This is a genomic window from Vibrio aquimaris (assembly GCF_009363415.1).
Lineage (GTDB): Bacteria > Pseudomonadota > Gammaproteobacteria > Enterobacterales > Vibrionaceae > Vibrio > Vibrio aquimaris.
Genome location: NZ_CP045351.1, coordinates 329564 through 355935, shown reverse-complemented (window position 1 = coordinate 355935; position 26372 = coordinate 329564). Strand labels below are relative to the sequence as shown.

Here is a 26372-nt window from a genome sequence, read left to right as displayed (position 1 = left end):
AGTTAGGTGATCAAATGGATAGAACGTCAAAGGCTTTGATAGCTATGCTACTTAGTGGAGGATTGATGGCTTGTTCCACTACAAGCCAGAAGCCTGAGGAGCCCCAACCTAAGCCCGCAATTGAAGAGCCCAAAGATAATCCTGAAAGTCCAGAGGCTGAAAAAGATAAGCAAACTGCTGAAAAGCCCAAACCTCAACCGAAGAAAACTGCGGATGGCAAGTTGATTTTAGGTCAGCAGGAATGGGTTTATGTTCCGGGGCTTGAAGAGAACTTTAAAGCGCGCATTGATACTGGCGCAACGACCTCTTCGATAAGTGCAACAGATGTGGTCGAATTCGAGCGTGATGGACAAGATTGGGTCAAGTTTACCATTGAACATGACGGTAAAAAGAGTAAGCAGATGGCACTGCCTGTGGTGCGATGGGTTAAAGTTCGCCAGTCCAGCTCTGAAGAATCTCAGCGCCGCGCCGTGGTGGAGTCTTGGGTTCAACTGGGCGATCTAAAAGAAAAAACCGAGTTTACTCTGGCCGACCGTACCCATCTTAACTACCCGTTACTTTTGGGTAGAAGTTTTGTCACCGACGTGGCGATTGTGGATGTGAGTAAAGAGTTTGTGCAGAAAAAGTACAAGTAGGTAGTTTGAAAGTAAAACTCATCATTTAACGGCACCTTAAAGTGCCGTTTTTGTTATGGATATCGTGTTTTTTGAACACAGTATCAGAACTCAGCAACATATTTCGCTAATCTTGCGCTTTGGATGAAGATGTAACATCGCAAGGGAAGCGTACTTCTAGTCGTTTGTCCCTATTTTTGTCGTTCAGCCGATAATGTCTGCTTATTCTCAAGGAGTCTTTAATGAAGTATTTATCGATGGCGGTGGTCATCAAACACGGTAAGGTTTTGATCCAAGAACGTTATCGCTCGAACCAAGGTATGGTGTTTGAGTTTCCCGGTGGTGAAGTAGAAACCAATGAGTCGGGCACTGACGCTGCTATCCGCGAGCTATACGAAGAAACGAACATGAGCGGCTTATCTCACGTTGCAACTTATAGCGATATTAATGAATACGGTGGTCGTATCTACTACGTGGTGTTACATGCCAGTCATCATGATGAGCCAAGAGCAAACGACTCAAGCCGCCAGCAGACTTTTCATTGGCTTTGCTTGGATAATTTACCCATTGATGAATTTTACAAAGCCGATGTGAGTTTCATTCGCCAACATTTAGCTAAGCATTTACAAAGAGAAGTAGGAGAGATGGCCTAATAGGCGCACTATTGAGCTTTGGTGTGACCCTTCCACTTTGCCATGAAAGGGTCATAAGCCAGTTATTGGATCTCGAGTAGTTCTACATCAAAGATCAAAGTCGATGCTGGCGGGATAGGGCCTGTGCCTTTTTTTCCATAAGCTAGGGTGCTAGGAATAAATAGGCGGAATTTATCGCCTTCAACCATATAAGTTAAGCCTTCTTGCCAGCCTTTGATCACTTGATTTAAACCAAATGAAATCGGCTCACCTCGCTCCACTGAACTATCAAAGACTGTGCCGTCGATAAGTGTGCCATGGTAATGCACTTTTACCTTACTTTTGGGACTAGGATTGGTTGTACCTTCGCCTTTCGAAAGCACTTTATATTGCAGGCCGCTTTCGGTGGTAATAACACCTTCTTGTTTGCCATTTTCGAGCAAAAAGGCTTGACCCGCCGCGAAGTTCTCTTCTCCCGCTTTGCTTGTCACTAATGTGCGGTAAATCATAAAGCCCGCCAGAACCAAGATGACGATAGGAATAATAATTTTAGACATAAGGTCTTTCCATAATTGTTAGGGTTGTTGGATAAGATAGTTGATAGTGTTTGCGATACCATCGAGATCTTTGTGCCCGGCAAGGAGTACCATATATTTGCCGTTAACAATAAAGGTAGGGACAGCATTTATCTGGCCTTTTTGAGATATTTCAGCAGCTTGTTGCATGGCGGCGAATAAGGTTCTTCGCTGATCCTCGGTTAATTTATCAGGGCTGGATAGATCTTGGTCTGTAAATGCTTTGTTGATGGCCTGCTTTTGTTGCTGCGCAGTCGCGCCTTCCATTTGCACCGCATTAAACATGGCATTCATCAAGTCGTGGCTTGGGGTTGTTCCTAGTTGGGTTTGCGCGCTGTAATAGATCATGGCACTGACTTGGGCACTTTGATTAAAAATCACATGGACCTTACCAAATGTCTGATTGGTCGCGGCTTCAAGCTGGGGGATCGCAGACTCCATATTTGCGCAGTGACCACAATTGAGAGAGAAAACCTCAGTGACCACGGGAAGTTGATAAGCGGACAAATCGGTAGGTAAGCGTTCAAATTGTTTGCCTTCTTGTGGGTGTTCGCTTTTGCTGCAACCTGCCAGCAAAGCCACGAGGATAAGACCTGCAAAGGCTAGTATTTTTCTCATACTTGGTACTCTTTACCATTAAGGTGATGTATCAATCTTAGGTATTGATTCTACCTTGTCATGGCCCTGAAAAAAACACTTTGAAGCTAGCATTTCAACGACAAAAAAGTCTTCATTTATAATTAAAGTATTTCCTAGTTCGCCGATATAAATCATGTATCGCAACAAAAAGTATGGTGGAACGATGAAATATCTTGCTTTACCGCTTCTTCTGCTACTGACTGGGTGTGGCAACCTTGCAAAAGAAATGCGCTATATGACAGACGATATGTTAGAAACTGCGCCTAAAACAGATATGGACGTTCGTTATCCATCTTGGGGTAATGCGCCGAGAGTTGCATCTAGGTCAGGAGTGATGGGGCCGATGGGACGTGAAGCCAGTTACAGCGATTTACAAAGCTTTTTGATGAAAAATGGTGTTGAGCATGAGGTTTTGCCTGGCGATCATCTGATGGTAAAGCTGACTGACACCATTAAATTTAACACGGGGTCTTCAATGGTTGAGCCGAGCTCAGCTTATTGGCTCAATAAAATGGGCAGTTATTTAGCCACCCAGCCGGGCATTGATATCGTCATTGATGGGCACACAGATAATACAGGACCACCTTCGCGTAATGATGTGCTATCGATGAAACGCGCAAAAGCAGTAAAACAACAATTGATACGCAATAATGTGGCGATGGACGCTATTTTCACCCGTGGCTATGGTGAGTATGTGCCAGCATGTACCAATAGTACAAGGGCAGGTAAAGCTTGCAATCGACGTGTTGAGGTTCTTTTTATCGTCGCTAACCAGAGATAAAATTCGCACTTGCTAATGCCAAAATCTAGTCCCCAAAGCCAATCCAATATGGCACTATTTAACCAAGGGCTTAAGGTGATTAAATCAAATGGTGCGATGCAGTCAATCCTTAATGATCACCTCAACTATCGCTAATCAATACCATTCAAAGTTCTAAGTATTTCATTTTCGATATTCTTCGTTTTTGCTCGTTTATATCTTGCTCTAAAAGTCTAACCAACAATACCAGCTTAGAAACTCTCTTGATTGAAACTGAGTCATTCGCTTTGGTTTATTAGTGACAACCTTATTGAGCAATTCAATCATTTCAACTGAAGTACAGCTGATGCTGTCAATTCTTTAGCTTTATCGTTTCAACTTTGTTTACTCGTACTCAATTGTTAAAGAAGAGTATAAAAAGTAGAGTTAATTAACAAAATAGAGAACATAAATGAAACAAAATGTGTTCGAACGCTCATTAATGGCCTAGGAACGTTTCATCTGTTAGTCAGGTATGCAGAATACAATTCGCAATTATAACAAAACCAATCATACCCAATAATGTAAACAAGGACTCTTACTATGATGACGAGAAAACCCACTTTACTCGGTGAATGTATTGCCGAGTTCATAGGGACTGGATTACTGATTTTCTTTGGTGTTGGCTGTGTCGCTGCCCTAGTGTTAACAGGGGCCCAGTTTGGCCAGTGGGAAATTAGTGTGGTATGGGGCTTTGGGGTAGCAATTGCCATTTATTGTACTGCTGGTGTATCGGGGGCGCATATTAATCCTGCAGTGACTATTGCATTGGCAGCGTTTCATGGTTTTGATAAAGCTAAGGTTGTGCCTTACATTGTCGCTCAAATGTTAGGGGCATTTTGTAGTGCTGCATTAGTGTATAGCTTGTACAGCAATCTATTTATCGATTACGAAATTACCCATGGTTTTGTGCGATCTAGTCAAGAAGCTCTTGCAACAGCAGGTATATTCTCAACTTATTCTCATGCGTCTTTGTCATTTTCTGGGGCGTTGGCGGTCGAGTTTGTGATAACGGCCGTACTTATGTTTGCGATTTTGGCGCTGGGCGATGAGAATAACGGCGCCGCTCGCGGCCCTATGAACCCGCTTTTGATTGGTGTGTTGATTGCTGTGATTGGCAGCTCTCTAGGCCCGCTAACTGGGTTTGCAATGAACCCTGCGCGTGACTTCGGACCAAAACTTTTCGCCTACTTCGCGGGTTGGGACTTTGCGCTGACAGGTGCTAAAGACATTCCTTATTTTATTGTTCCCATTCTTGGTCCTATTGCGGGCGCATGTTTTGGCGCTTGGGCTTACCCTAAGGTGATAGCGCAATATCTACCGAATACGGGCACGGGCTGCACGATTCCTAATCAGTGTGATGACGCCGAAGAGAGTCAAGAGGCTCACGTTTAATACTAAAACTATTGCTATAAATATCGAATTAAAAGGAAATTATTATGACGGAGCCAAAATATATTGTCGCGCTCGATCAAGGAACAACCAGTTCCCGCGCAGTTGTACTGGACCATGATGCCAACATTGTCAGTGTGTCTCAGCGAGAGTTTACGCAAATTTATCCTCAGGCTGGCTGGGTTGAGCATGATCCTATGGAAATTTATGCTACGCAAAGTTCGGTATTGGTGGAAGCTTTGGGCAAGTCTGGCATCCGAAGCGATGAAGTGGCGGGTATTGGTATTACTAACCAACGTGAGACCACTATAGTCTGGAATAAAGACACAGGAAAGCCCGTTTATAATGCGATTGTTTGGCAGTGCCGCCGCACAGCAGCCATTTGTGAAGAACTGAAAAGTCGAGGTCTGGAAGAGTACGTCCAAGAGAATACAGGCTTGGTACTGGATCCGTATTTCTCAGGCACAAAAATTAAGTGGATTCTTGATAATGTAGAAGGTGCGCGCGAAGACGCTAACGCAGGAAAATTGTTATTCGGTACTGTCGATACTTGGCTGCTATGGAAAATGACTCAGGGCCGAGTGCATGTGACTGACTATACCAATGCCTCTAGAACCATGTTGTTTAACATCAACACACTTCAATGGGATGAAAAACTGCTCCAAGAAATGGATATTCCTTTGTCCATGATGCCAGAAGTGAAGAAGTCGTCAGAAGTTTACGGACAAACGAATATTGGTGGCAAAGGGGGGACGAGAATCCCTATTGCAGGTATCGCCGGAGATCAGCAAGCGGCACTTTATGGTCAAATGTGTGTTAATGCAGGGCAGGCGAAAAATACTTACGGGACAGGCTGCTTTTTGCTGATGAACACGGGACAAGAAAAAGTGATGTCAAAGAATGGTCTCCTAACCACATTGGCATGTGGCCCATCTGGTGAACCTGCTTACGCCCTTGAAGGTGCGGTGTTTATGGGGGGCGCCTCTATTCAGTGGCTTCGAGATGAAATGAAGCTTCTGGCCGATGCAAAGGATTCAGAGTACTTTGCCACTAAGGTCGACTCATCCAATGGTGTCTATGTGGTTCCAGCATTTACTGGCCTTGGCGCGCCATACTGGGACGCCTATGCAAGAGGAACTATTGTTGGCTTAACCCGCGGCGTTAACTCCAACCATATTATACGGGCAACTCTAGAGGGCATTGCGTACCAGACACGTGATGTGTTGGATGCTATGCAAGCGGATTCTGGGATAAAGCTTGAGGCACTTCGAGTTGATGGTGGCGCAGTTGCCAACAACTTTTTGATGCAGTTCCAATCTGATGTATTGGATACGCAAGTGCTTCGCCCTCAAGTGACCGAGGTAACTGCTTTGGGAGCGGCTTATCTTGCCGGATTGGCGGTAGGGTTCTGGCAAAGTATTGATGAAGTTGCAGGTAAAGCCACCATAGATAAGACCTTTGTTCCTCATCATGATGAAGAAAAACGCAGCCGTCGTTATAAGGGATGGAAGCGTGCAGTAAAATGCGCTCAAGTTTGGGCACAAATGCATGACGAGGATGAATAAATAACTCAAGGGTGCTATAAAAATGCCCGCTTGAGTACAAGCGGGCACACTTCAAGAAAAACTGGGGTTATTTCTTTTTACCTTGCACCACTTGTTTATCTTCTTCAGTCAGCTCACGAATACGTCGGCTGATATCACGGCGCTCTTTGGAGATCTCCGCACTTTTTATGATATGGTCGTCTACACGATCTTCGTAATCGGCTTTCATATTTTTGATGATGGCAACGATCTCATCGGGCGTCATGTCTGGTTTGATATAGTCCATCAAGTTATCCAGAAGATCGACTCTTTTACGGTTATCGCGAACTTTTTTTTCATTGTCGAGCAGTTCACGCTTCAGCTTATTCTTTCTGCGTGCTTGAGCTACGATTTCAAATACTCCACTCATAAGTGTTTTTCCTGCTTTTACTTACCTTAAAACTACAGAGATTAAACCACAACATTTCTGTCGATAACAGGTTTAAGATCAACAACTCTCTAATGATGACTAGTTTATCACCAAAAAGCCAATCCCGTCGTTGAGTGCAGGCAGCAGTCAGGATATGATTTCGTTATTAATAGAATAAAAAGATAAAGTTTATGCGAGCGTCTGACATTGTAATTCCAAAGGTTGAAAAGGCAGAGTTGTCTCAGCAGTCGAGCAAAATTGTTGAGGCTTACCGTAAAGAATGTCGCAGTCAAGAATTGACAGAAGTTGAATTAAATCGTAGAAAAATCATTATGATTGACGAGTATGGTAATATAAAAAAGCCATCGATTCTTTCTGAGCACTAAGCTAGAAAGGTATGACTTAAGGAAACGATAATGAATATAGAATTAAGCGATATTGAAGCGCGCGTCATTGGCTGCTTGATAGAAAAGGAAGTCACCACTCCAGATTATTACCCTTTGACCCTCAATAGCTTGACCAGTGCTTGTAATCAGAAGAGTAATCGTGAACCTGTTATGACCTTGTCTGAAACCGATGTTCAACAAGCAGTAGATGGATTAATTGCTCGAAGATTAGTAAGTGACGAGAGTGGATTTAATAGCCGAGCCAGTAAGTTTCAGCATCGTTTCTGCAATACAGAATTTGGCGATTTAAAGTTAACATCTCAGCAAAAAGCCATCGTCTGCTGTTTATTGCTTCGTGGCGCACAAACTCCGGGTGAACTTAGAACTCGCACTAATCGCCTAGCAGATTTTTCAGATGTTAAAGAAGTAGAATCAATTCTAGAAAATATGGTTTCTGGTGATGAGTCCCCCTTAGTCGTAAAGTTGCCAAGAGAGATGGGTAAACGAGAGTCCCGTTATATGCATCTATTTAGCGGTGAAGTCGATGTTGATGCTATTGCGACATTTTCTCCCGCTGTAAATATCAGCTCTGATAGTAAAAGAATCGAATTGCTTGAGACCGAGGTGGCTGAATTGAAAGCTCAGATTGAAGTACTTCGCCTACAAATAGAAAGCCTCACTTCTTAAATGACATCTGAACAGTTAAAATCATCGTGTTCGATATGGTATGTCTATTTGATTCGGACACGCTTCGATTCCCTTTATTGCGGTATAACAACGGATGTATCACACCGGTATTTGCAACACTGCCAAGGCTTAGGTGCCAAATCTCTTAAAGGTAAAGGTCCATTAACGCTCGAGTGGTTTGAAGCGGTTGGGAAAAGCCGCTCCACGGCCTCCAAATATGAATACCGCATAAAAAACTTGTCCAAGGCATTAAAAGAAAAGCTGATACAGAAAGCTGTTGTCTTAGATGAACTTATCGATATTGAAGAGACTTAAGTGAATTGGATGTTTTTAACATCTGGGAGTTATGCTTTTCTGTAAGCAGCGAGGTAATATTGAATCTTCCCCACAAAAATCACTTCGCAATTCGTTGCTTATCTGATTGACCATCGCATGATCAAATTTTGTATTAACCTTAAGTTTGTAACTCTAATAAGGTTGGTATGGATATGAAATTGTTAATAAAAACCACGATAATCTGGTCTATTGCATGGATGGCTATAGTGGTTAATGCAGCAACCGTGGTCCCGGATGGGCGTGGCAACGGTATGGGGAATACGGGGGTAACGTCGGCCGATTACCTTTTGGCTCCTTTTTACAATCCCGCATTAGTTGCGCTTCACAGAGACTCAGATAAGTTTGGTGTATTGTTTCCTGGTGTCGGTGTCAGGCTTAGAGACACAGATGACACTCTTGATACTGTTGATAAACTTCAGGACGAGATTAAAGCGTTCAAAGCTAACTCCTCAGATTCTGGCGCAGAGGCGAGGCTGAATAGTTATTTAGATCAACTTTCTGATGATAAGCCACTTGGAGTAAATGGAGGCGTGGTTGCTGCGATAGCACTTCCGGTTGATGTTTTATCGACGAATATATTCACTCGTGGCTACGCTGAAATAATCGCCAAGAGTGACATTTCTAGTTCAACAGATACTCAAACACGCTATGAAAATTCAAGTGTTGATGTAATTGCATTTGGTTACGGTGAGATTGGTGTAGCGATTGCAAAACGAGTGAATTTTCTAGGGCAAGATGTTTCCATTGGTATTTCTCCAAAGTTTCAAACCATGAGAACTTACAAGCAAGCCATCACGGTCGAAGATTTTGATATTAGTGATTACGACAAAAGTGAAACCAAAAAGAATGCATTCAACGTAGATCTAGGAGCGGTATGGCTATACGAGCAGTTTCGAGCAGGTGTCGCGGTCAAAGACCTCTTCTCTCAAGAGCTTAATACCTTAGACATTGGTGGTGTCAGTAGATATAAATTAAATACCCAGATTACGGTATCAGGAAGCTATGTACTTGAATATTTTACCGCTTCTACTGACTTTGATTTAACCAAACAAAAAAGGTTTACGGATCAAAATGATGATACGCAATTTTTACGCTTTGGTGTGGAAGGAAATGCGATGGGTTGGGCGCAACTGAGGCTTGGGTACGAAATTGATCTAGAAGATACGCTCGATAATTCCTTCACATTCGGTGTTGGTATAAGCCCTGCTGATTTAGTGAGTTTTGACTTAGCGGCCAGCTATGCTGGTGACAATCAATATGGACTATCCGGAAATTTAGCGTTTACTTTTTAGACTCTTATTTTGAACTGTAAATGGCTATGAGTGCAAAGTTTGTATCTATTGGTTTTTAAATCTAGATACCATACAAACTGTGCTTAAAACAAAAACTTTCAAACATTTGATAATTCGGCTCGAAAGGCGGGCAAACCCTATGTAATATATGCAGCAATATAAATATCTTTATTCAAAGGGTAAATAATGTTCAAAGTAGCGCTCATAACAGTCGCCATAGTTGTCCCTGTAGTAGTATATGCGCATACGACTCAAGTCTTAAATGGGTACTGGCAGTATGAGGAATACTTAGAAGCAAACCCAGAACAGAAAGGGCTAAGTCAAGAGTTAACGGAAGCTGTAAGAAACGCTCCAATCCCAATCTCAACCAAACAAACTAAGCCTCTATCCATCTCGGTTGTCTATCCCGGACAGCAAGTCTCAGATTACTGGGTGAGAAACATTAAATCGTTTGAGGCACGGCTTAAAGAGTTGGGTGTTAAATACGAGATTAAACAGGTGTTTACTCGCCCCAACTTAGACGTAAGACAGCAAAGCCTATCGCTGCTAGAAGCAGTGCAAAATAAAGCGGATTATTTAATTTTCACCTTGGACACTACCCGACACCGAAAATTTATTGAAAATGTACTCAGCTCTACTGATACCAAGCTTGTTTTACAAAATATCACTACGCCAGTTAGAGCATGGGGAGACCAAAAACCCTTTATGTATGTCGGTTTTGACCATGTTAAAGGTATGCGCCTACTCAAGAACTACTATAAAGAAAACGTGCCAGTTGGAAGTCGTTATTCGGTGTTATATTTTTCTGAAGGCTATGTCAGTGATGCTCGTGGAGATACTTTTATTGAAGAAATGAGTCACCACGATTCTTATCAACTATCGTCATCTTTCTATACGGCTGCGACACAAGAGTCTGGCTATAACGCTGCTATCAAGGCTGTGGAGAAAGACCCTGAGATTTCCTTTATTTACGCATGTTCTACAGATGTAGCACTGGGTGCTGCTCAAGCCCTGAAAAAATTGAATAGGAATGACATTCTTATAAACGGTTGGGGGGGAGGCAGTGCCGAGCTAGAAGCATTGAGTAAAGGGGAGTTGGCGGTGACTGCGATGCGCATGAATGATGACACTGGTGTTGCTTTGGCTGAAGCGATTAAATGGGATATTGAAGGCAAAGATGTGCCAGATGTTTATTCTGGGGACTTTGAATTGGTAACGAGAACTGATATGCAAACCAAAATTGACAAATTAAAGCAGAGAGCTTTTAGGTATTCGGACCAATAATGTCATTTTTAGCTCGGCGAAGGACTAAAAAGCGTCTTGCCACTTTATTAACGCGTTCGATTTTTCTTACCATAGCAGTTTTATCCTTGGTGGTCGTATTACAGAATTACCAAGTAAATCGACAAGTGGTCTCTCAAGAAGTGGCTCGATCTAAGCTTCAAACCCAAAGTTTGGTTCAGCAAATTTTAAATTTTAGACTCGAAGCCCTTGAAATACAGCAAGATAGTTATAGTCGTAATGGCTCACTGGTCGATGCCTTTATCGCAAAGGATACAAATCGACTTGCTCGATTTTTTAATGGTATTGATCAAGCGACTCCAGAGTTAGCGCCTGATTTTCGTTTTATTACAGAGCAATCTCAAATAGTTTGGGATGATGCCAATTATCAGTTTTATGGCCTTTCAATGGGACAGCTATCGCACATAAGCCAAGACATGACGACAGGGGGTAGCTGGCATTTATCTCAAACCCCTTCTTTACTGGGTACCCGTTATCTTATGGTACGTCGTGTTCCTATTGTCAATATGGCGTCTGGAGAGGTACTGGGTTACTTACATATTGCGGTCGTACTAAACAACAACTTTTCTCTTATGAGTGCAGTGTTGAGAGGCAGTAATGCTGATCAAGTATTGCTTGCTGTGGGATCAGAAGTTATTGCATCAAGCACGAAAGATATCGATTTAAGTCATATCGAATGGTTGGAAGAATCAGCCGTGGATTTTACTGTAAGTCAATATATGGTTTCGAAAACAGATTTGACAATCAGCGACGTTCCAACGTTTTTGTCTATCTATACCATTCAGGATAACAAACCCATTGTTATTATGGTGCGCAGCCACTATATGTGGGTTGCAGTGGCTGTTGTACTCCTTTTCTTGATCGCAGTATATGGCCGTTTATGGCTCGGTAAGCGAGTCTCAAAAGAACTGGTGAAGCTGATGAAATATACAGAAAGTTCGGTCGAAACGAAAGGAATGACTCGATTTCTTGGCTCACACATAGAAGAGTTTGACCAAATCGGTTCCTCTTTTGAACTCTCTTTCCAACGATTTCATGAGCAAGAGAAGCAATTTGCGGACTTATTCAACTTCTCTCTATCGCCAATGACGTTATGGAATGCTCAAGGACAGTTATTAAGAAGTAATCCAGCCGCTGAAAGAAGCTTTTTGGTCAATAACGAGTCAGAGAATGGCGATTACCACTTACTAATTGAAAAGCTTGGCCCTCACATCCGCTTATGTGCAAAAGGTGCGGCATTAAAAGGCATTAACATATCAATAAGAGACAAAACATATCGTTGGAACCTGTCACCTATATTTATAGATAAGGGAGTAAATAATGTTTTGGCTCAAGGGCAAGATGTGACAAGCTTTGTTGAAGCTGAGGTTCAAAGTCTTGCTGCAAGGAGAGAAGCGGAAGAGACGGCAAAAGCAAGGTCTGAATTTTTGGCAAAGATGAGTCATGAACTGAGAACTCCCTTAAACGGCATTTTAGGCGTTTCGCAATTACTAAAAGGAAAGTTATCAGATACTCAAGATGTTGAACACCTCGATGTACTTTGTAATAGTGGTGAACACTTATTGGCAGTACTCAATGATATTTTAGACTTTTCAAAAATAGAGCAAGGTAAGTTTCAAATCCAGTCTGTAGATTTCCGACTTGTGGAATTGGTCAGTGCCGTAGAAAAAATATACACACCTTTGTGTGAAGAAAAAGGTATTAGTTTTGAAGTTTTTACTAATCTTAGCGACGAGACTTTTGCCCACAGTGATCAGGTAAGGCTTAATCAGATTTTATTCAACCTTGTGAGTAATGCTATCAAATTTACACACAGGGGTAGTGTAACAGTATCAATAATGTGTCGTAAGCAACCGACAGGGTACTATTTGAATGTCGGTGTAGAAGATACAGGAATTGGTATAGAACAAGAGCGGATAACCTACATTTTTGAACCGTTTGTACAAGCTGAATCGACCACCACAAGAGAATATGGAGGGAGTGGTCTTGGGCTTGCTATTGTTCATAGTCTAGTAGAAATGTTGAACGGTGAAATAGAAATAGAGAGTACTATCGGAAGAGGTACGCATTTGCAGTTATCCATACCCATTGAACTCGTTGAATCTGCAGAGCAAGTGGAAACCAATACGTTAGTCGAACCAGCGAGCTTATTTGCGCGACCGCTAAATGTGCTTTTGGTCGAAGATAATCATACTAATGCGTTCATTGCTAAGGCTTTTTGTGAAAAATATGGTATGGACGTAATATGGGTTCAAGATGGTTATAATGCGATCGAAAAGCTCAAACAACAGAACGACATTGACCTAATTCTTATGGATAATCAATTGCCCAATTTGGGTGGGATTGAAACGACCAAAATAATTCGTAACGATATGATGTTGGATACGCCGATCTTCGCTTGTACTGCCGATGGTATGCAAGATACCAAGCGTGCCTTTCTAAATGCAGGCGCTGATTATGTCATCATAAAACCAATCAAAGAACTTGCATTAAATCAAGCGCTTATTCATTACAAAGAAAGTCACTTAAGTAAGAATAAAGACTTTTAATCGATGGATAATTGAAGTAAAAGCCCAATAAAGCGCTATTGGGCTTATGTGTTTTGTGTTCAAGCACAGTATTTATTTTTCTCGTACTCGTGGCTTTCTAGGTAATTGGAGATTGCAAGATAAGACTCATCATCACACAGCAAATGTAGCTTACTGCGGCGCTTAAGAACATCGTCAACGCCTACAGCGAACTCGTGTTTAACGAGATAATCAATTTCTTTTTGATAGATACCTGGCGCAAACATTATGCCTAAATCTTGTTTTGTTTTGACACCACTGAGCAATCGATTCACTCGACTGCCATAAGACTGAATCCAACGTGAACGTGTATCAGCGTCAACAAATGGAATATTAGCAGCGAGTTGGGATTGCATGGCTGGCCATGAGAAGTTCTCCCCTCCGGGTAAAGGAGTATCTTTCGTCCATGGTTTGTTGAGGTTAAAATATGGAGATAGTTGCTGCATCGCTGATTCAGCTAGCTTTCTATATGTTGTCAGCTTACCACCAAAAATTGATAATAGTGGTGCTTGGTTTTCTTTGTGATCTAACGAAAGTGTGTAATCACGAGTAATCGCTTGAGGTGAATCTGACTCGTCATCGCAAAGTGGACGAACACCACTAAAGTCAGAAAAAATGTCATCCAATGTTAATTGTTTACGGAAGTGGCTGTTGGTGACCTTGAGCAAATACTGTTTTTCATCATCGCTTATCGATACGTTTCTGGGATCTCCTTTGTACTCAACGTCAGTGGTTCCTATGATTGAAAACCGACCCAAATAGGGAATCACAAAAACGATACGATGATCTTCATTTTGCATAATGTACGCCTGTTCTTCATCGTGAACTTTGGGTACGATAATGTGCGATCCTTTTATTAACCGAATACCATAAGGTGAATTTAACTCAGCATTTTCAGTGAGGAAGTCTTTCACCCATGGTCCGGTAGCATTAACTAAGGCTTTCGATCTTCTAATAAGTGTTTGCCCTGAACGAAGATCATGTATCTCTACATGCCAAACACCGTTCTCCCGTCTTGCTTTGGTTACTTGACAATAATTGCTTACTTCAGCTCCCAGCTCACGGGCTTGGATAATGTTAAGTACCACAAGCCTTGCATCATCAACCCAGCAATCTGAGTATTCGAATCCAATACTCAGTTCAGGCTGCATAACGTTTTGGTTATCAAGCGCAATTTTTTTACTCCCTGGTAGAGATGTACGCTTTCCTAGGTGATCATAGAGGAAAAGGCCTGCACGAATCATCCAAGCGGGGCGTAAAAAAGGGCGATGGGGTAATCTAAATCTCATAGGGAAAGCGATATGTGGCGCTTTTGCTAATAGAACTTCTCGTTCTGCTAAAGACTCGCTGACTAGACGAAACTCATAGTGTTCTAGATATCTCAAGCCTCCATGTATTAGCTTTGAACTTGCAGAGGAGGTAGAACCAGCAAAGTCTTGGGCTTCATACAGTCCAACTTTGAGGCCTCTTCCTGCGGCATCGACCGCGATACCAGCGCCATTTATTCCTCCACCTACAACAATGATATCCAGTAGTTCCTGTTCTTTTTGGTCACTTAAGTAACTATTAGTCATAAAACCGCCATTTGTTATGTTCGTTCGAGCGTTTATTTTTCGTTATACAATCATATTGTAGCTTTTATTGTTAGCGTTTGTCTGGTCAAATATGACCAAGATCATCAAAATAATCACGATTCGAAATTAAATCGAACGAAAAATGTGTTTTTGTGAAAGCTTTTAGGAGTGAATGATGAGAAATTAGGAGGGATACTGGAGCGGCTAACCGCTAGATTCTATGTGTCTATCTGATAAAAAGTCTAGCCCGATGGCTAGACTTTTCTCTCTAGTTTTAAACCAGCACTTTTTTATGGTGGTCTATCCGTATTGCTGGGTGCACATTTGTCCTACCTAGGATTAAGACCTAGCTCTTGTAGCACCAGTTTGAAATTATCACGGCGCTCTGTCATGTTATGAACATCACCAGTTGAGCAAGTTGAATCTGGGCACCCACGGTTAACGATGCCTGAAATATCATCGATAAACTGATGACCTTGCAGGCCGCTATCCACATACTTTTTTAGTTCGTTGTAATAGTTCCAGTCAGGGTATTGGCCACCTTCATCATTGTATTCCTGTACTGACGTTACCCAATAAAAGAGGCCGGCTATCCACTTGATCTCTCTATTTTCCTCAGAGCTACATATCAACCCAGGGTTTGAACAGAAATCCAACTCTGCATATAGAGGATTAGTTGGTGGCGCTTCAACCGTTACACCATCAATTGTTTTGCCTATAGTAGATGGGTCAACGTGTGAACGACCTAGATAATGGTTAAGTGTTCCGAAGTTTTGACGACCTGTCGTTTGGATAACGCCTCGTCCCCACCATCCGCAGCCTTCTACGCTTTCTTGACTACTGCCATCCCAAATAAATTTACCGGCTTTCTGACCGACATAGGTCTTACAATCGTCGCGTTCCCAAACTTGTTTGGATGTGTCTACGTTTTCAGGTACATCGTTACAGTGACCGTCATTCGTCCATCGGCCAGCCGCACCATTCACCAGCAAACCTCGTTCTTCTAGCACAGAGTCTGGAGCGGCAAAGATAGGAGCCGGTGCACCGTACCATTTTGCGTGGGTGAGTGCGCTGACTTCCATCTTGTCATTACGTGGACAAGAATACGCGTGATCTAAACCAGAAATTGGGTTTACACCATAATCCGCATATTTTTGACCAAGTTGACCACAACTTGCGGTCATCGGATAATCGGTTGGCGCACCGTATCTTATTTCAGACCAGTTGTTTTCGTCACATGCGTTGTAACGGATAGTTTCTTGCATGCTTTGAGCAAGGAAAGCAGCAATGGCTACTTTTGCATATTTGATGTTTGTATCATCGTCAACACTGTCGTCCATCAACCAAAACTTGTTACCGGCAACACCAATATTGTGCATTGCATTGAGGCCATCTAGGAAGTCGTTCCACTTGTAAACCGTTGACGGAACCCACTGAGATTGTGGTGTTTCGTAAAGGAAGACTTCGTTATTCATTACACTTTCAGCATTGATTAGCTCGTCGTTTAGCGCTTCGATACGAGTTAATGCACCTTTTTCTAGCTCGTCACCGACGTAATACAGTGGCACCTTCGCAGTTTGGTATAAATTAATTTTGTTGGTAAGTTCTTGAGAGTCTTTATCATACATTAATGCAAACACATTGCTGTATGCCGCTTTACGGATCTGCTGTTCGCTTTGTGTATTGCCCATAAAGTAGTTGACCGTCTGCTCTGTTGGCATATCTGAGAGCATTGCTGGCGTTTCAATGTAATCTGTCACCTGCTTGACGTACTCAAGTGCGTGATGCCATTGCTCGCTGTTTAGTGCAGTCGTTGTATTTGATTTGGTGAACACAACAAAATCGGCTTTGTTGGCTGAACTGGCCTTATACAGTTCAAAACTTTCGAGTAAGTCAGCGGTGAAAACAGAAGCTTCATCCCATACTGATTGACGACCTGAGTGCTTATCGTATGCAAATTCTCCAATGCTTAGTGACCAACCAAATGTCGCTTGTGGGGCAAGAGTGGTGAAAATCAGGTTATGAGCAAGTGCCCATCCCTTCACATCGTCAGTCAATGCATGAATAGCATTCGCATCGATACGGCTGCCAGTAATTTCAATGGCGTTTGTTAACGCCTGTCTAACTGCAATCGTACCAAAAGATGCCCCTTTATCTCGCGTTGCCAGATCGAGAACATCAGATTGAATAATAATCGACGTCGAACCTGCATTTTCAGCCTGTCTTAACAAGGAAACAAAGGTAAGTGTTAGTTGTTCTACGTCGGACAGTGACACACTGCTGCTAGTCTCGATCGTTAATGTACTTGGCGCTTGAGTAGAAGGGCTTGCGACAACGAATGTGGCAGGCCACCCCGCTACTTCTAGACGAACAGGGTCCATTGGATTTCGCAGTGATAACGCTGGGGCTGTGCCCGGCTCAGTGCCATCACAGTTTAAATGCAAACCCCATGAATCATCGCTACCTGGAATCGTTTGTGTCCAGTAATTCGCTGAGTAAGCGATATTATCGTGAACCATAATATCGCCACCAGTCGCGTGGTCACCACGAGTCCAGTTTGGATAAACATTAAACTCACTGCACAGCTCACTCGGTGGTGGTGTCGGTGTTTCTACTTCTTCGACGGTAATTCTTACACTGGCAGTGGAGGTCAGATTTTTGGCATCGGTCGCGATTGCTTCTAGAGTTACAGAGCCAACTTCAGACGCTGTCCAATTACAAGAGAATTGGCTTGTGGCTGATGCATCAAATTCACAGATTTGCTTGTTGTTTGCTTTAACGGTTACGCGAGACAGATCGTCATCAGCATCCGTTGCTTGAACAGAAATCGAAACCGAATCATTTTTGTCAAACTTTGAAGCGTTAGAAGGTGAAGAGAAACTTACCTCTGGTTTGGTGAAGCTCTGACCTGCCTCTACCGCAATGACCATACTACGCTGTTCAACCATTTGATTGTTTTGATCAAGAACCACCACTCTAAGGGTTGTGTTCCCAACCTCGTTTGGTGTCCAAGGCTGTGTGTATATGGTTTGGGTTGGTGTAATATTTTGTTGGCTTAGCTTGTGATTATTTGCCCAAAATTCAAGTTTCGTGATTAATTCTCCTTCAACACGAGCCTCAATCATCGTTGCTTCATCTAGTGTTAGTATTTGACCTTGCGTAGGTGCTACAAAGCTAAGTTCGTGTACTTCAGGAACAATTGGCGGTTCAACTTGTTTTTCTTTTACCAAAATGTTCACCACTTTCTGCTGCGTTAAACCAGACGTGTCTTCTACGACGGCTTTGATAGCATGGCTGCCAACGCCCACCGCTGTCCAGTTGGCTTGATATGGGGATTGTGTTACGCGTGCAATATGAGTGTTATCAACAAAAAAAGTGACGGCTTCTATATTGGTGTTCGTTGCCTCTGCGTTTGCTAGCAGCGTAACTGATTGGTCTTCTTCAAATTCGGCACCGTTAACTGGCGATACTAACTGAAGAGAAATTTCGGGTTCACCTACTTCACCATCGCCATCGGCGATCAGGCTAATCGTGTTTTGAAGAAGAGAGAGATCCAATACACCTCCGACGCCCAAAGTCAGTTCAATACTGCTTCCCCCTAGAAGCTGTGATTTAACCCAGCTACCATCGTCAAAGCCTAAAACCAGCGTGTTTTTGAATAGATCTCCTTGGGCTTTACTGGTGAACGTCATCTTTGGGTAGCTAACACCTGATGCTGACCAATTGGGTGTTGACATGGTTAGGTTCGAATCAAATACAATTTTTGCGTCACGCAGTTCGACGGGTTTTGAGCTATCGTTTGTTAGAGTCACTTTGTATGTATTCCACCATTGGCTTTCTGAGCCTACGATACTTGCGTCGGTGTTCACGCCAGCCTGCACAGTAGGTAAGCTCATACCGATCGCCAGTGCTAATACACTCGGTATTATTGCTAGTGTATTTTTGTTCATTTACTATCCCTTCGAGTAATCTTGATTGGTTTTTTTAAAGTGAAAAATAACTCAAATAGGATTGAACAAGTTCTTGGTTGTTACAATGTCATCAATAGTGAAATCATGATTTTTCAATGTTTTTATGAGACTTTTATATTTTTGACAAGGTAACACTGGGAACATTTTGACGTAATCAACATACGCCAATTTTAGATTAGCGTATGTTGATGATGAGGGGAGTTGATTGGTTTATCGTGCGAGCTTTTGGTGGGCTTTTGAGAAATGGCCAGCACAAAATGCTCCAACAATGGACAGCTCACCAGCTAAGCATAGCCCTGCAGTTACTTCAGCGAGCGCTTTTGATTTTCCAGTGCCATATAATCCCATGATTTCTAGACATGCTTTTTGGCTGGGTAGGTGTGTACCGCCACCCACAGTACCGACCATAATATTGGGTAAAGTAACGCAAGCGTATAAGCCGCCATCCGTATTGAGCTCCATGCGAGTGATTCCGATAGCTGACTCAGCGACACACGCTATGTCCTGACCACAGGCTGTATAGAGAGCAGCCAGCGCATTTGCATAGTGGGCATTGACACCAATTCCTCCACTAATAGCGGCGCCTGTTGTTGTCATCTGACCAAACTTGACCATTTTTTCTGGTGTGGTATGCAGATATTTTTCTACCAGCTTTTTAGATAGGTTTATTTCAGCAGAAACCTTTTTACCCCTGACATGCTTTAATGTGCAAGTGTTGGGTTTTTTATCGCCCGATAAGTTTCCATCAAGAAAAGCTTCTTGAGCTTTGATCGGTGAATGTGCACATATGTAGTTAAACACCTCATTGGTTGCTATCGTAACCATGTTTTGACCTGAAGCATCACCTGTATGAAACTCAAAGATAAGGTATACTCGATTGCCCTCTATATTTACACTAACATCATTTAACTGGCCATGTGCAGTCGTCGATTCAGCAATCTTCTTACATTGCTCATACTGCGTTACCACCCAAGCTACAAATTGTCCTGCCTGAGTCAGGCTATGAAATTCAAACACTGGTGTTCGTGTCACGCCCTCATTGAGCAATATCGCACTCGCACCACCGCCAGATGTAATGAGTTGGGCTCCACGATTGTATGATGCAACTAATGCTGCTTCAGTGGTGGCAAGTGGGATCAAGTAATCGCCATGAGCATGTAAGCCATTAATACGAAGGGGGCCTGCGACTCCGACAGGAATTTTTACTGTGCCGATAAAGTGTTCAATGTTTTTGTTATAGGCATCAGATAGGCTTCTTGTGGTCGGATCGAGTAAATGTTGTTGTTGTGTCATGTCAGATAAAACGTTCCAGCGCTTATCCAAGTTTTTTGCTGAGATGTATGGACTTTGCGTTAGCGACTGCTCAATTGGGGCCGAGTTGGGCAAAAGCCTACTCTCTAGAGTAGCTGAACATAATTCTGTATTGAAGTTTGACGTTCTGTCATGACTAGACAAGTTGAGTTTGGGCATGGTGATGAAAAAAATAGTGTTGTCGAGCGATTCTAGCGTCTGCTACGAGGAAGACAACATTTATTCTTTAATGAGAAGTAAATTTAACCTAAACATGAATATCAAGCAATGTACCGATCATTTCTTGGTCTCTCTGTAATACATTGGTACCAATACGACTATACTGCTCTGCTTGGGTGAGCTTAAACATAGGTTCTATCTGAGAGGCCTCAGGCGGCTTGAATTCCACCTCATTGAAATGGTAGGAGTTATCTTTTTCGATAGGGTTGGTCGCTTTGGGTTGGTATATTTCGCGCGCAGCTTCCTCTGCCATTTTAGATGACTGCTCGATTAGCTGATAGCCGGGTTGCACCGCAGATACTGCCATAATCACCCCCCTATACCTAGTTAAAGCGTAATGTGGATTTGCTTTTTTAGCAAGTTATGCTAGCGAAATAAGCTCGCTATAAGTCGTTGCTCTTCATCAGTTAGTAGAGCGTTTTTAGGCTCTGATAAGGTTTGAGATATCTCAGTTTTTAGTGTTCTTAGCTGACAGGGTGTCATATTTTTAATTTGTTTTTTAAGAACTTCAAACTGCTTTGAATTCATGTTGGGTTGCCTCCGAATCAAATCAATTTTCTCATTCGAATGGCAAGACATGTCTCCTTTCATCGTCTCACCTTGTTACAAGATTTAGGATCCCATCTTATGCAGAATTGCTGCATTTATGTCCGAAAAATGTCAGATGGCTTTTATATCTTTGTGAATTATGCCATATTAATGAACGATAAAGATAACTTAATTGTCATTAAGGCGACTCAGTTTTTTGCACGAATAACGAATTTTTTAGCTAAAGAGTGCAGTTCTGGAAGCATTCGGTATATGAGGTAGAGTTGTTCTAACACCATTTTCACTTCGCTGTTATCTTGATCTCGCCATTCCTCTAGTCGACTTTTCAGATCTAGATCAATACTATTATTTTGTGAATCATAGTGTTCCGAACCATCGAGCAGCTTAGTCAATATTTCCAAGTGATGATGGATAACTTTATGTGCGTCTAAAATCAGTTTGTGGGTCCCCGCTTCACTGATGCGTGTTCTATGGGCACCAAGAGCAGAGGCGTAGCTCAATAAAGCGTGACTTAGTGTCAAGAAACGGAAGCTTTCGTCTGTGGCTGTACGATATCGTCCTGGTTCTATCAGCATTGAACTTATGGCGTTGTTTAGCTTTGCATCGTGGTTATGCGCCTTGCGCCTTGCTATTCGGTAAGGCAAACTATCTTTCTTTCCGATTCGATATTGACCTATGATTTGTGCAAGGTACTCTTGGTTGGCTTGAATAGTTCCAGCCATTACTTTATGCAGCCGTTTTGATTGCCAATCTGGTAAAATGAAAGTGACTGACAATACCGCCAGCGCGCACCCAATCAGGGTATCAGTTAATCTTGGAATAACTATCGCGTAGCCATCGCCGTGCTGATGAAAGCAGAACAGAACTAAAATTGTGATAAAGCCTGTCGCATATCCATAGTTTGCAAGTCGCAGCATAAAAAAAGCGACGCCCGAGATCACAATCAGCAGTAATTGGCTTTCTTGCGAAGGGAACAGAATAAGTAAAGGCACACCTACCAATAGACCAAGTATGGTACCAGCCACTCTAGCAACCAGTTTATTACGAGTTGCACTATAGTTAGGTTGGCAGACAAATAATGTTGTCATCAGTATCCAATAACCTTGTTCAACATGTGTCAGCTGAATTAGACAATATCCCACCGTTAGTGCCAAAGACATCCTCACTGCATGGCGAAATAGCATCGAATCGAGTGAAAAATGTGATATGACTCGTTGCCAGCCCTCTTTCAGGCCATGAGCCTCCGTGTCATCAAGTTCGGTTGTGTCGAGCATACCTGCGTTTGAAGTGCAAATATTACCGAGTTGCTTTTCAACGGTGGCAAGATTGTTAAAGAGATAGTTAAGCTGGTTAATCAATGACTTCTTATCACTCTTTATTTCTGTTTTTAGGTGTTCCAGTGAGCAAACTAATTCATCGAGCGCAAGTAACGACTGACCAGTATGAACATATTCCTTACCTAGCTGGATTGACTTCGCTACTTGTTTACATGCCTGTGCTTGCGTTTCGAGTAGGTGCTTGAATCTAAAGAGTATGTCTGAACGACCAAACTGCTCACACAGCTCTTGATAGCGATAGTGGCTTGAACTGATGCGTTCATGGATGTCTTGAGCAAGGAAGTAAATGTTGAGAAATTCATCACTAGACGATTGAACATGGCCCCGTTTAGAGCGGTTTAATAACGTAGTTTTACATTGGTTCAAAGCAGTCACTGTTGCTGCGTTTAGTGCCGCTTGTTTTATTCTATAGGGTTGGGGATCTAGACCAGTAACAGGGTGAAAGAGTTGGCTCCGCGACTCTAGGTAGTTCGCGAGATGAATAAATACGTTAGCTAAACTTTGTTGAACAGGTTGTTGGGGCCACAGTGCTGACCAAGTTATCGATAATATGAAATACCAAATAGAGCCTGAAAGCATCCAGATAGGTTGTTGCCAGATATTAGAGCTTTGCTCAGCCCCCAACATTGTGTATATGGCGACGAGTAATGACCCAAACGCGATACTTGCGTAGCTCGCACTGATTGCGCCAAGCATGATGAATCCGAAAGTAGAAATACATAGCCCTATCGCAAACAAAATAGGCATGGAAAACAGCAGTTCGATAGAAAATGACGCAATGGCGAAGCAAACTAACGTAATAAATGTAGCTTTGATGCGGCCTAAGACACTATCATCCGTTTCTGATAGTGCGGCTGCGATAACACCTAATATTAATGGAATAACAGAACTGTCGATGGAATAAAACCAGCTGACACTAACTACACCGACTAAAGCGACCAGAATCAGTAGGCCGTAATTGATGGTTTTGTTTACCCAGTAGAGGTGAAGTTGACTTAAAAGTTGCACAGTGATTGTTTTTCGCTCATTTTTAATGACCATGTTAACTAATAATACATGTTAAATTTATGATGTAGATAAAGAAAAATGCTTATTTTCGAGAAACTAACTCGACGTGGATAGTTATCTATTGACAAGATCTTTTCATTGTATGCACTGGTTACGTTATTATGTGGATAATTAGGCCTGAGGAAATGTAAACATGCAGCTAACTGCAACCAAGACTGCACAGTATTTGATACAAAATGAATATAACCGGGTTTCTCTAGAATCTGATGCCATCATACTCAGCTCCAAATGGTTTGAAGAACATATCCCGTTTAGTGTATGGAGTGGTGAAGTTAATCTAAAACGAGGCTTAATTTGGGGTGGTTTGCAGTTTTTTTCTCACTCTAAAGACGGTAGTAGGCAGTCATGGTTAATTGAAGGCCTTTCATGGCAGAACTGTCGTCAGTTTGCTCACCTAGCGGTTGACTGCTATCAAAAATGGCATAACAAACAATGCCAACAGCTTTATACACTTCTTCCCCAATGGGAGATGGCCTTACAGGGGTTAGAGCGTCAACCTGCGTACCTAACACACTCTACCGTTGATTGCCAACTAACGAAGATTTTCGACGATCTAAAAACGGCTCAAATGACGCTGGAAGATGCCGTTTTGATGGCACCCCAGAAGATGGCTAATCTAGTGGCTTGGGTGACCGATACTGAAAATGTTATGCAATTACGAAACCAAAGGTGGATGGAAATCGAGCTGGAAAACTGGAAAGTGCTTTTTTCTCAAATAGAGTCGTCTCCATTGAATTTATCTCAGCAACAAGCAGTTTTACTGAATGATGACACCAATTTAGTGCTTGCAGGAGCTGGCTCAGGCAAAACCAGTGTGCTAACCGCACGAGTCGCATACCTTCTTCAAAGTCATCTTGCCCAATCGGAAGAAATTCTTATGTTGGCATTCGGGCGCGATGCTGCAAATGAAATGCGTCAGAGGCTAGAAAATAAAATCGGTTTAAGTGCTGATCAAGTGAAAGTTAATACATTTCACCAGCTTGCACTAGCTATTTTGAATGATGTGGAAGGCTCCTCAGTCACCATCTCTCCTATTGCCACTGACGATAACCTAAAAAATGCATGGTGTATGGCGTGGTTAAAAAATCATTGGGCTTCATCAACCGCATTCAAACGTTGGCAAAAGCACCTCAAAAAATGGCCAATTGCTTACATCACGGGAGACGATGAGTTAGCAAGCCATGCTGAAAATCCAAAGTTGATTAATTGGTTAGTAAAGCAGCTCGAACAACTTTCTGCATTAGGGTCTACCAAGAAAGATATCCAAGAGAAGTTAGTGACGTTTGATGACTATACACGTCTTAACAGTGAACTTGCCTTAGTTTGGCCTTGCTATCAAGCTTGGATGGCGAAGCTTAGTGAAGAGGGGCATGTTGATTTCAATATCATGATTAGCAAAGCGATAGAATATGTTGAAAAAGGGAAATACAAGCCTACATGGAAATATATCATGATTGACGAATACCAAGATATTTCACCAAAACGTTTACAGTTAGTGGAAGCTTTATGCAATCAAAAAGGATCGCCTAATTGTGTATTGTTTGCTGTCGGTGATGATTGGCAATCGATTTATCAATTCGCGGGTGCGGATGTCGAATTAACGACAGGGTTTGCAAAACGTTTTCGCTATTCAACGGTACATAGGCTTGATACAACTTATCGCTTCAATAACCAGATTGGTGAAGTGGCCAACCAGTTTATTCAGCGTAATCCTAATCAGTTGATAAAAATCTTACAAAGCTATAAACAGAAAAAATCTAAGTCTGTAACCTTGTCAGAGAGTAGTTCGGTAGAAAAGATTCTCGAAGAGTTAAACCGCAAAGCGAAAAGTACTCAAAGCGTGTTGCTGCTCGCCAGAAATCACTATCACAAGCCTGAGCTTTTACCACAGTGGCAAAAACAGTTTGCTTTATTGTCTATCGACTTTATGACGTGTCACGCTAGCAAGGGACGCGAAGCTGACTATGTGATTATTTTATGCGTCGATGAAGGCCAGTTTCCTCCCAGAGTTAAGAGTTTACATATTGATGGTGCTTTGACCCAATCTACGGACCCTTTCCCTTATGCGGAGGAGCGACGCTTATTTTACGTTGCGCTTACACGAGCCAAAAAGCATGTCTGGGTGACGTATTCAGGATCTGGATCCTGCTTTATTCATGAACTTAAAGACCAAGACTATCCAGTTAATGTTAAAAAGCGCGGTGTGTAACAGGATGAAAGAAGAATTATGTATTGTCTTAACGACAACAGATTGTCAGAAAACGGTACAAACAATAATAGAAGCAGCATTAGAGCGGGAGTTGTCTGCTTGTATCCAAACTTTGCCCATTCAAAGCAGTTATAAATGGGAAGGGAAGTTGCACCAAGATAGTGAAACTCTACTTATTTTTAAAACGCAAAAGGTTTGTTACAAGAAACTAGAAGACCTGATTAGTTCGCTCCACAATTATGAGGTACCGGAAGTGATTCAACTGTCAATCTCAGAGGGATTCAGCCCCTACCTGACATGGCTGAAGGAGTCGACACGTTGCTGAGTTAAAAGAAGAGTCAGTGATGTCAGTGCTCCAATAGTGTCCATTAACATATCTTTTTGAGCATCCCAGATGTCCCCTTGAGAACCCAAGAAAGCTATTCCTTCATCCCCTCCGGCAAGGGCAGCATACCACCACTCAACGATTTCGTAGCCTGCAGCCAGTGACATGATAGCAAATAAAGCAAAACATACAGCCAGCTTAACACTCATTAACTGGCGTCGAATCATGTACTCAGCGATGGGGTAGGCATATAACCCGATAGAAAAATGCGCGACACGGTCGAAATTATTACGTTCCGAGCCGATAAGCTGATTGAACCAACTGAATGGAACCTCGGCAAAGGTGTATTTGGCTCCAATAGTGTGCAGTGTAAGCCAGATAAACATAAGAATATAGGCTGTGTTAGAGAACTTGAACTGCTTTGAAATTATCCAAATAAGAGACAATATTCCTAAAGCGGGAATTATTTCTGCTACCCATACAGTATAAGAAGTTGGGGAAATGGCAGAAAAGGCAAATACGACCGCATAACCAAGTGTTAACCAAAATAAAATTGATAGTGATCTATTGTTGGTATCCATTTGGTCATTGCCTCTTTATTCAGTTAACATGTGTATAATGCCATCTAATAAAAC

General features: G+C 42.3%; 23 protein-coding genes. 13 read left to right on the top strand and 10 right to left on the bottom strand.

The genetic code is table 11. The features are described 5' to 3' along the window. Positions 1–14 precede the first annotated feature (14 nt). Both FIV01_RS16160 and FIV01_RS16155 read left to right on the top strand, forming a co-directional pair. The gene (locus tag FIV01_RS16160; protein ID WP_152432024.1) at positions 15–635 is read left to right on the top strand and encodes an ATP-dependent zinc protease family protein; all 621 of its coding nucleotides are present in this window, start codon (positions 15–17) and stop codon (positions 633–635) included. Between the two features lie 221 nt (positions 636–856). Next, on the top strand, positions 857–1267 hold the full coding sequence (locus FIV01_RS16155) for an NUDIX hydrolase (RefSeq protein WP_152432023.1): 411 nt from the start codon (positions 857–859) through the stop codon (positions 1265–1267). A gap of 62 nt (positions 1268–1329) precedes the next feature. On the opposite strand, the gene bamJ is transcribed toward FIV01_RS16155, so the two are convergent. Both bamJ and FIV01_RS16145 read right to left on the bottom strand, forming a co-directional pair. Further along, on the bottom strand, positions 1330–1803 hold the full coding sequence (bamJ, locus tag FIV01_RS16150; protein ID WP_152432022.1) for a BamJ family beta-barrel-assembly machinery protein: 474 nt from the start codon (positions 1801–1803) through the stop codon (positions 1330–1332). 18 nt (positions 1804–1821) lie between these two features. Next, positions 1822–2439, bottom strand: coding sequence for a thiol:disulfide interchange protein DsbA/DsbL (locus tag FIV01_RS16145; RefSeq protein WP_152432021.1), 618 nt, complete (start codon positions 2437–2439; stop codon positions 1822–1824). A 184-nt stretch (positions 2440–2623) separates the two neighbouring features. Here FIV01_RS16145 and FIV01_RS16140 point away from each other — a divergent pair, with 184 nt between their 5' ends. The 3 genes from FIV01_RS16140 (at position 2624) to glpK (ending at position 6216) form a co-directional block, all read left to right on the top strand. Beyond that, positions 2624–3241 carry an OmpA family protein gene (locus tag FIV01_RS16140; RefSeq protein WP_114786344.1) on the top strand — a complete coding sequence of 206 codons (618 nt, stop codon included), beginning with the start codon at positions 2624–2626 and terminating at the stop codon, positions 3239–3241. 561 nt (positions 3242–3802) lie between these two features. Next, entirely contained in the window at positions 3803–4654 is an 852-nt protein-coding gene (locus FIV01_RS16135) for an MIP/aquaporin family protein (protein WP_152432020.1), read from the top strand. 44 nt (positions 4655–4698) lie between these two features. Next, positions 4699–6216, top strand: coding sequence for a glycerol kinase GlpK (gene glpK, locus FIV01_RS16130; protein ID WP_152432019.1), 1518 nt, complete (start codon positions 4699–4701; stop codon positions 6214–6216). A gap of 67 nt (positions 6217–6283) precedes the next feature. Here glpK and FIV01_RS16125 read toward each other — a convergent pair whose 3' ends face one another. Further along, a complete protein-coding gene (locus FIV01_RS16125; protein ID WP_114786348.1) occupies positions 6284–6604 on the bottom strand; it encodes a DUF496 family protein in 321 nt (106 codons plus the stop codon). Between the two features lie 191 nt (positions 6605–6795). On the opposite strand from FIV01_RS16125, the gene FIV01_RS16120 reads away from it, so the two are divergent. The 6 genes from FIV01_RS16120 (at position 6796) to luxQ (ending at position 13156) form a co-directional block, all read left to right on the top strand. Then, entirely contained in the window at positions 6796–6990 is a 195-nt protein-coding gene (locus FIV01_RS16120) for a hypothetical protein (RefSeq protein WP_152432018.1), read from the top strand. 30 nt (positions 6991–7020) lie between these two features. Beyond that, the gene (locus FIV01_RS16115) at positions 7021–7677 is read left to right on the top strand and encodes a YceH family protein (RefSeq protein WP_152432017.1); all 657 of its coding nucleotides are present in this window, start codon (positions 7021–7023) and stop codon (positions 7675–7677) included. Next, positions 7678–7992, top strand: a complete 315-nt coding sequence (locus tag FIV01_RS16110) for a GIY-YIG nuclease family protein (protein ID WP_152432016.1) — start codon at positions 7678–7680, stop codon at positions 7990–7992. Positions 7993–8165: 173 nt separating this feature from the next. Continuing rightward, on the top strand, positions 8166–9305 hold the full coding sequence (locus tag FIV01_RS16105) for a conjugal transfer protein TraF (protein ID WP_152432015.1): 1140 nt from the start codon (positions 8166–8168) through the stop codon (positions 9303–9305). Positions 9306–9491: 186 nt separating this feature from the next. Beyond that, positions 9492–10589 (top strand): substrate-binding domain-containing protein, encoded by a 1098-nt coding sequence (locus FIV01_RS16100; RefSeq protein ID WP_152432014.1) that lies wholly within the window; start codon positions 9492–9494, stop codon positions 10587–10589. Then, positions 10589–13156 carry a quorum-sensing autoinducer 2 sensor kinase/phosphatase LuxQ gene (luxQ, locus tag FIV01_RS16095; protein ID WP_152432013.1) on the top strand — a complete coding sequence of 856 codons (2568 nt, stop codon included), beginning with the start codon at positions 10589–10591 and terminating at the stop codon, positions 13154–13156. Before FIV01_RS16100 ends, luxQ begins: the two co-directional genes overlap by 1 nt. Positions 13157–13215: 59 nt before the next feature. On the opposite strand, the gene glpD is transcribed toward luxQ, so the two are convergent. The 6 genes from glpD to yccS form a co-directional block, all read right to left on the bottom strand. Further along, positions 13216–14748 (bottom strand): glycerol-3-phosphate dehydrogenase, encoded by a 1533-nt coding sequence (gene glpD, locus FIV01_RS16090; protein ID WP_152432012.1) that lies wholly within the window; start codon positions 14746–14748, stop codon positions 13216–13218. Between the two features lie 329 nt (positions 14749–15077). Further along, positions 15078–18698, bottom strand: a complete 3621-nt coding sequence (locus tag FIV01_RS16085) for an Ig-like domain-containing protein (protein WP_152432011.1) — start codon at positions 18696–18698, stop codon at positions 15078–15080. Positions 18699–18929: 231 nt separating this feature from the next. Further along, entirely contained in the window at positions 18930–20189 is a 1260-nt protein-coding gene (locus tag FIV01_RS16080) for a hydroxymethylglutaryl-CoA reductase (protein WP_152432010.1), read from the bottom strand. Between the two features lie 88 nt (positions 20190–20277). Then, a complete protein-coding gene (locus FIV01_RS16075) occupies positions 20278–20556 on the bottom strand; it encodes a hypothetical protein (protein ID WP_152432009.1) in 279 nt (92 codons plus the stop codon). 59 nt (positions 20557–20615) lie between these two features. Further along, positions 20616–20777 (bottom strand): hypothetical protein, encoded by a 162-nt coding sequence (locus FIV01_RS20630; RefSeq protein WP_172971863.1) that lies wholly within the window; start codon positions 20775–20777, stop codon positions 20616–20618. 209 nt (positions 20778–20986) lie between these two features. Next, entirely contained in the window at positions 20987–23143 is a 2157-nt protein-coding gene (gene yccS, locus FIV01_RS16070) for a YccS family putative transporter (protein WP_152432008.1), read from the bottom strand. A 193-nt stretch (positions 23144–23336) separates the two neighbouring features. On the opposite strand from yccS, the gene helD reads away from it, so the two are divergent. Together helD and cutA are read left to right on the top strand one after the other, a co-directional pair. Continuing rightward, positions 23337–25412, top strand: a complete 2076-nt coding sequence (gene helD / locus FIV01_RS16065) for a DNA helicase IV (RefSeq protein ID WP_152432007.1) — start codon at positions 23337–23339, stop codon at positions 25410–25412. Beyond that, entirely contained in the window at positions 25360–25737 is a 378-nt protein-coding gene (cutA, locus tag FIV01_RS16060; RefSeq protein ID WP_343040092.1) for a divalent-cation tolerance protein CutA, read from the top strand. Before helD ends, cutA begins: the two co-directional genes overlap by 53 nt. Here cutA and FIV01_RS16055 read toward each other — a convergent pair. Next, positions 25701–26318 carry a DUF2238 domain-containing protein gene (locus tag FIV01_RS16055; protein ID WP_152432005.1) on the bottom strand — a complete coding sequence of 206 codons (618 nt, stop codon included), beginning with the start codon at positions 26316–26318 and terminating at the stop codon, positions 25701–25703. The two genes, cutA and FIV01_RS16055, sit on opposite strands and share 37 nt — an antisense overlap. Positions 26319–26372: the final 54 nt, after the last annotated feature.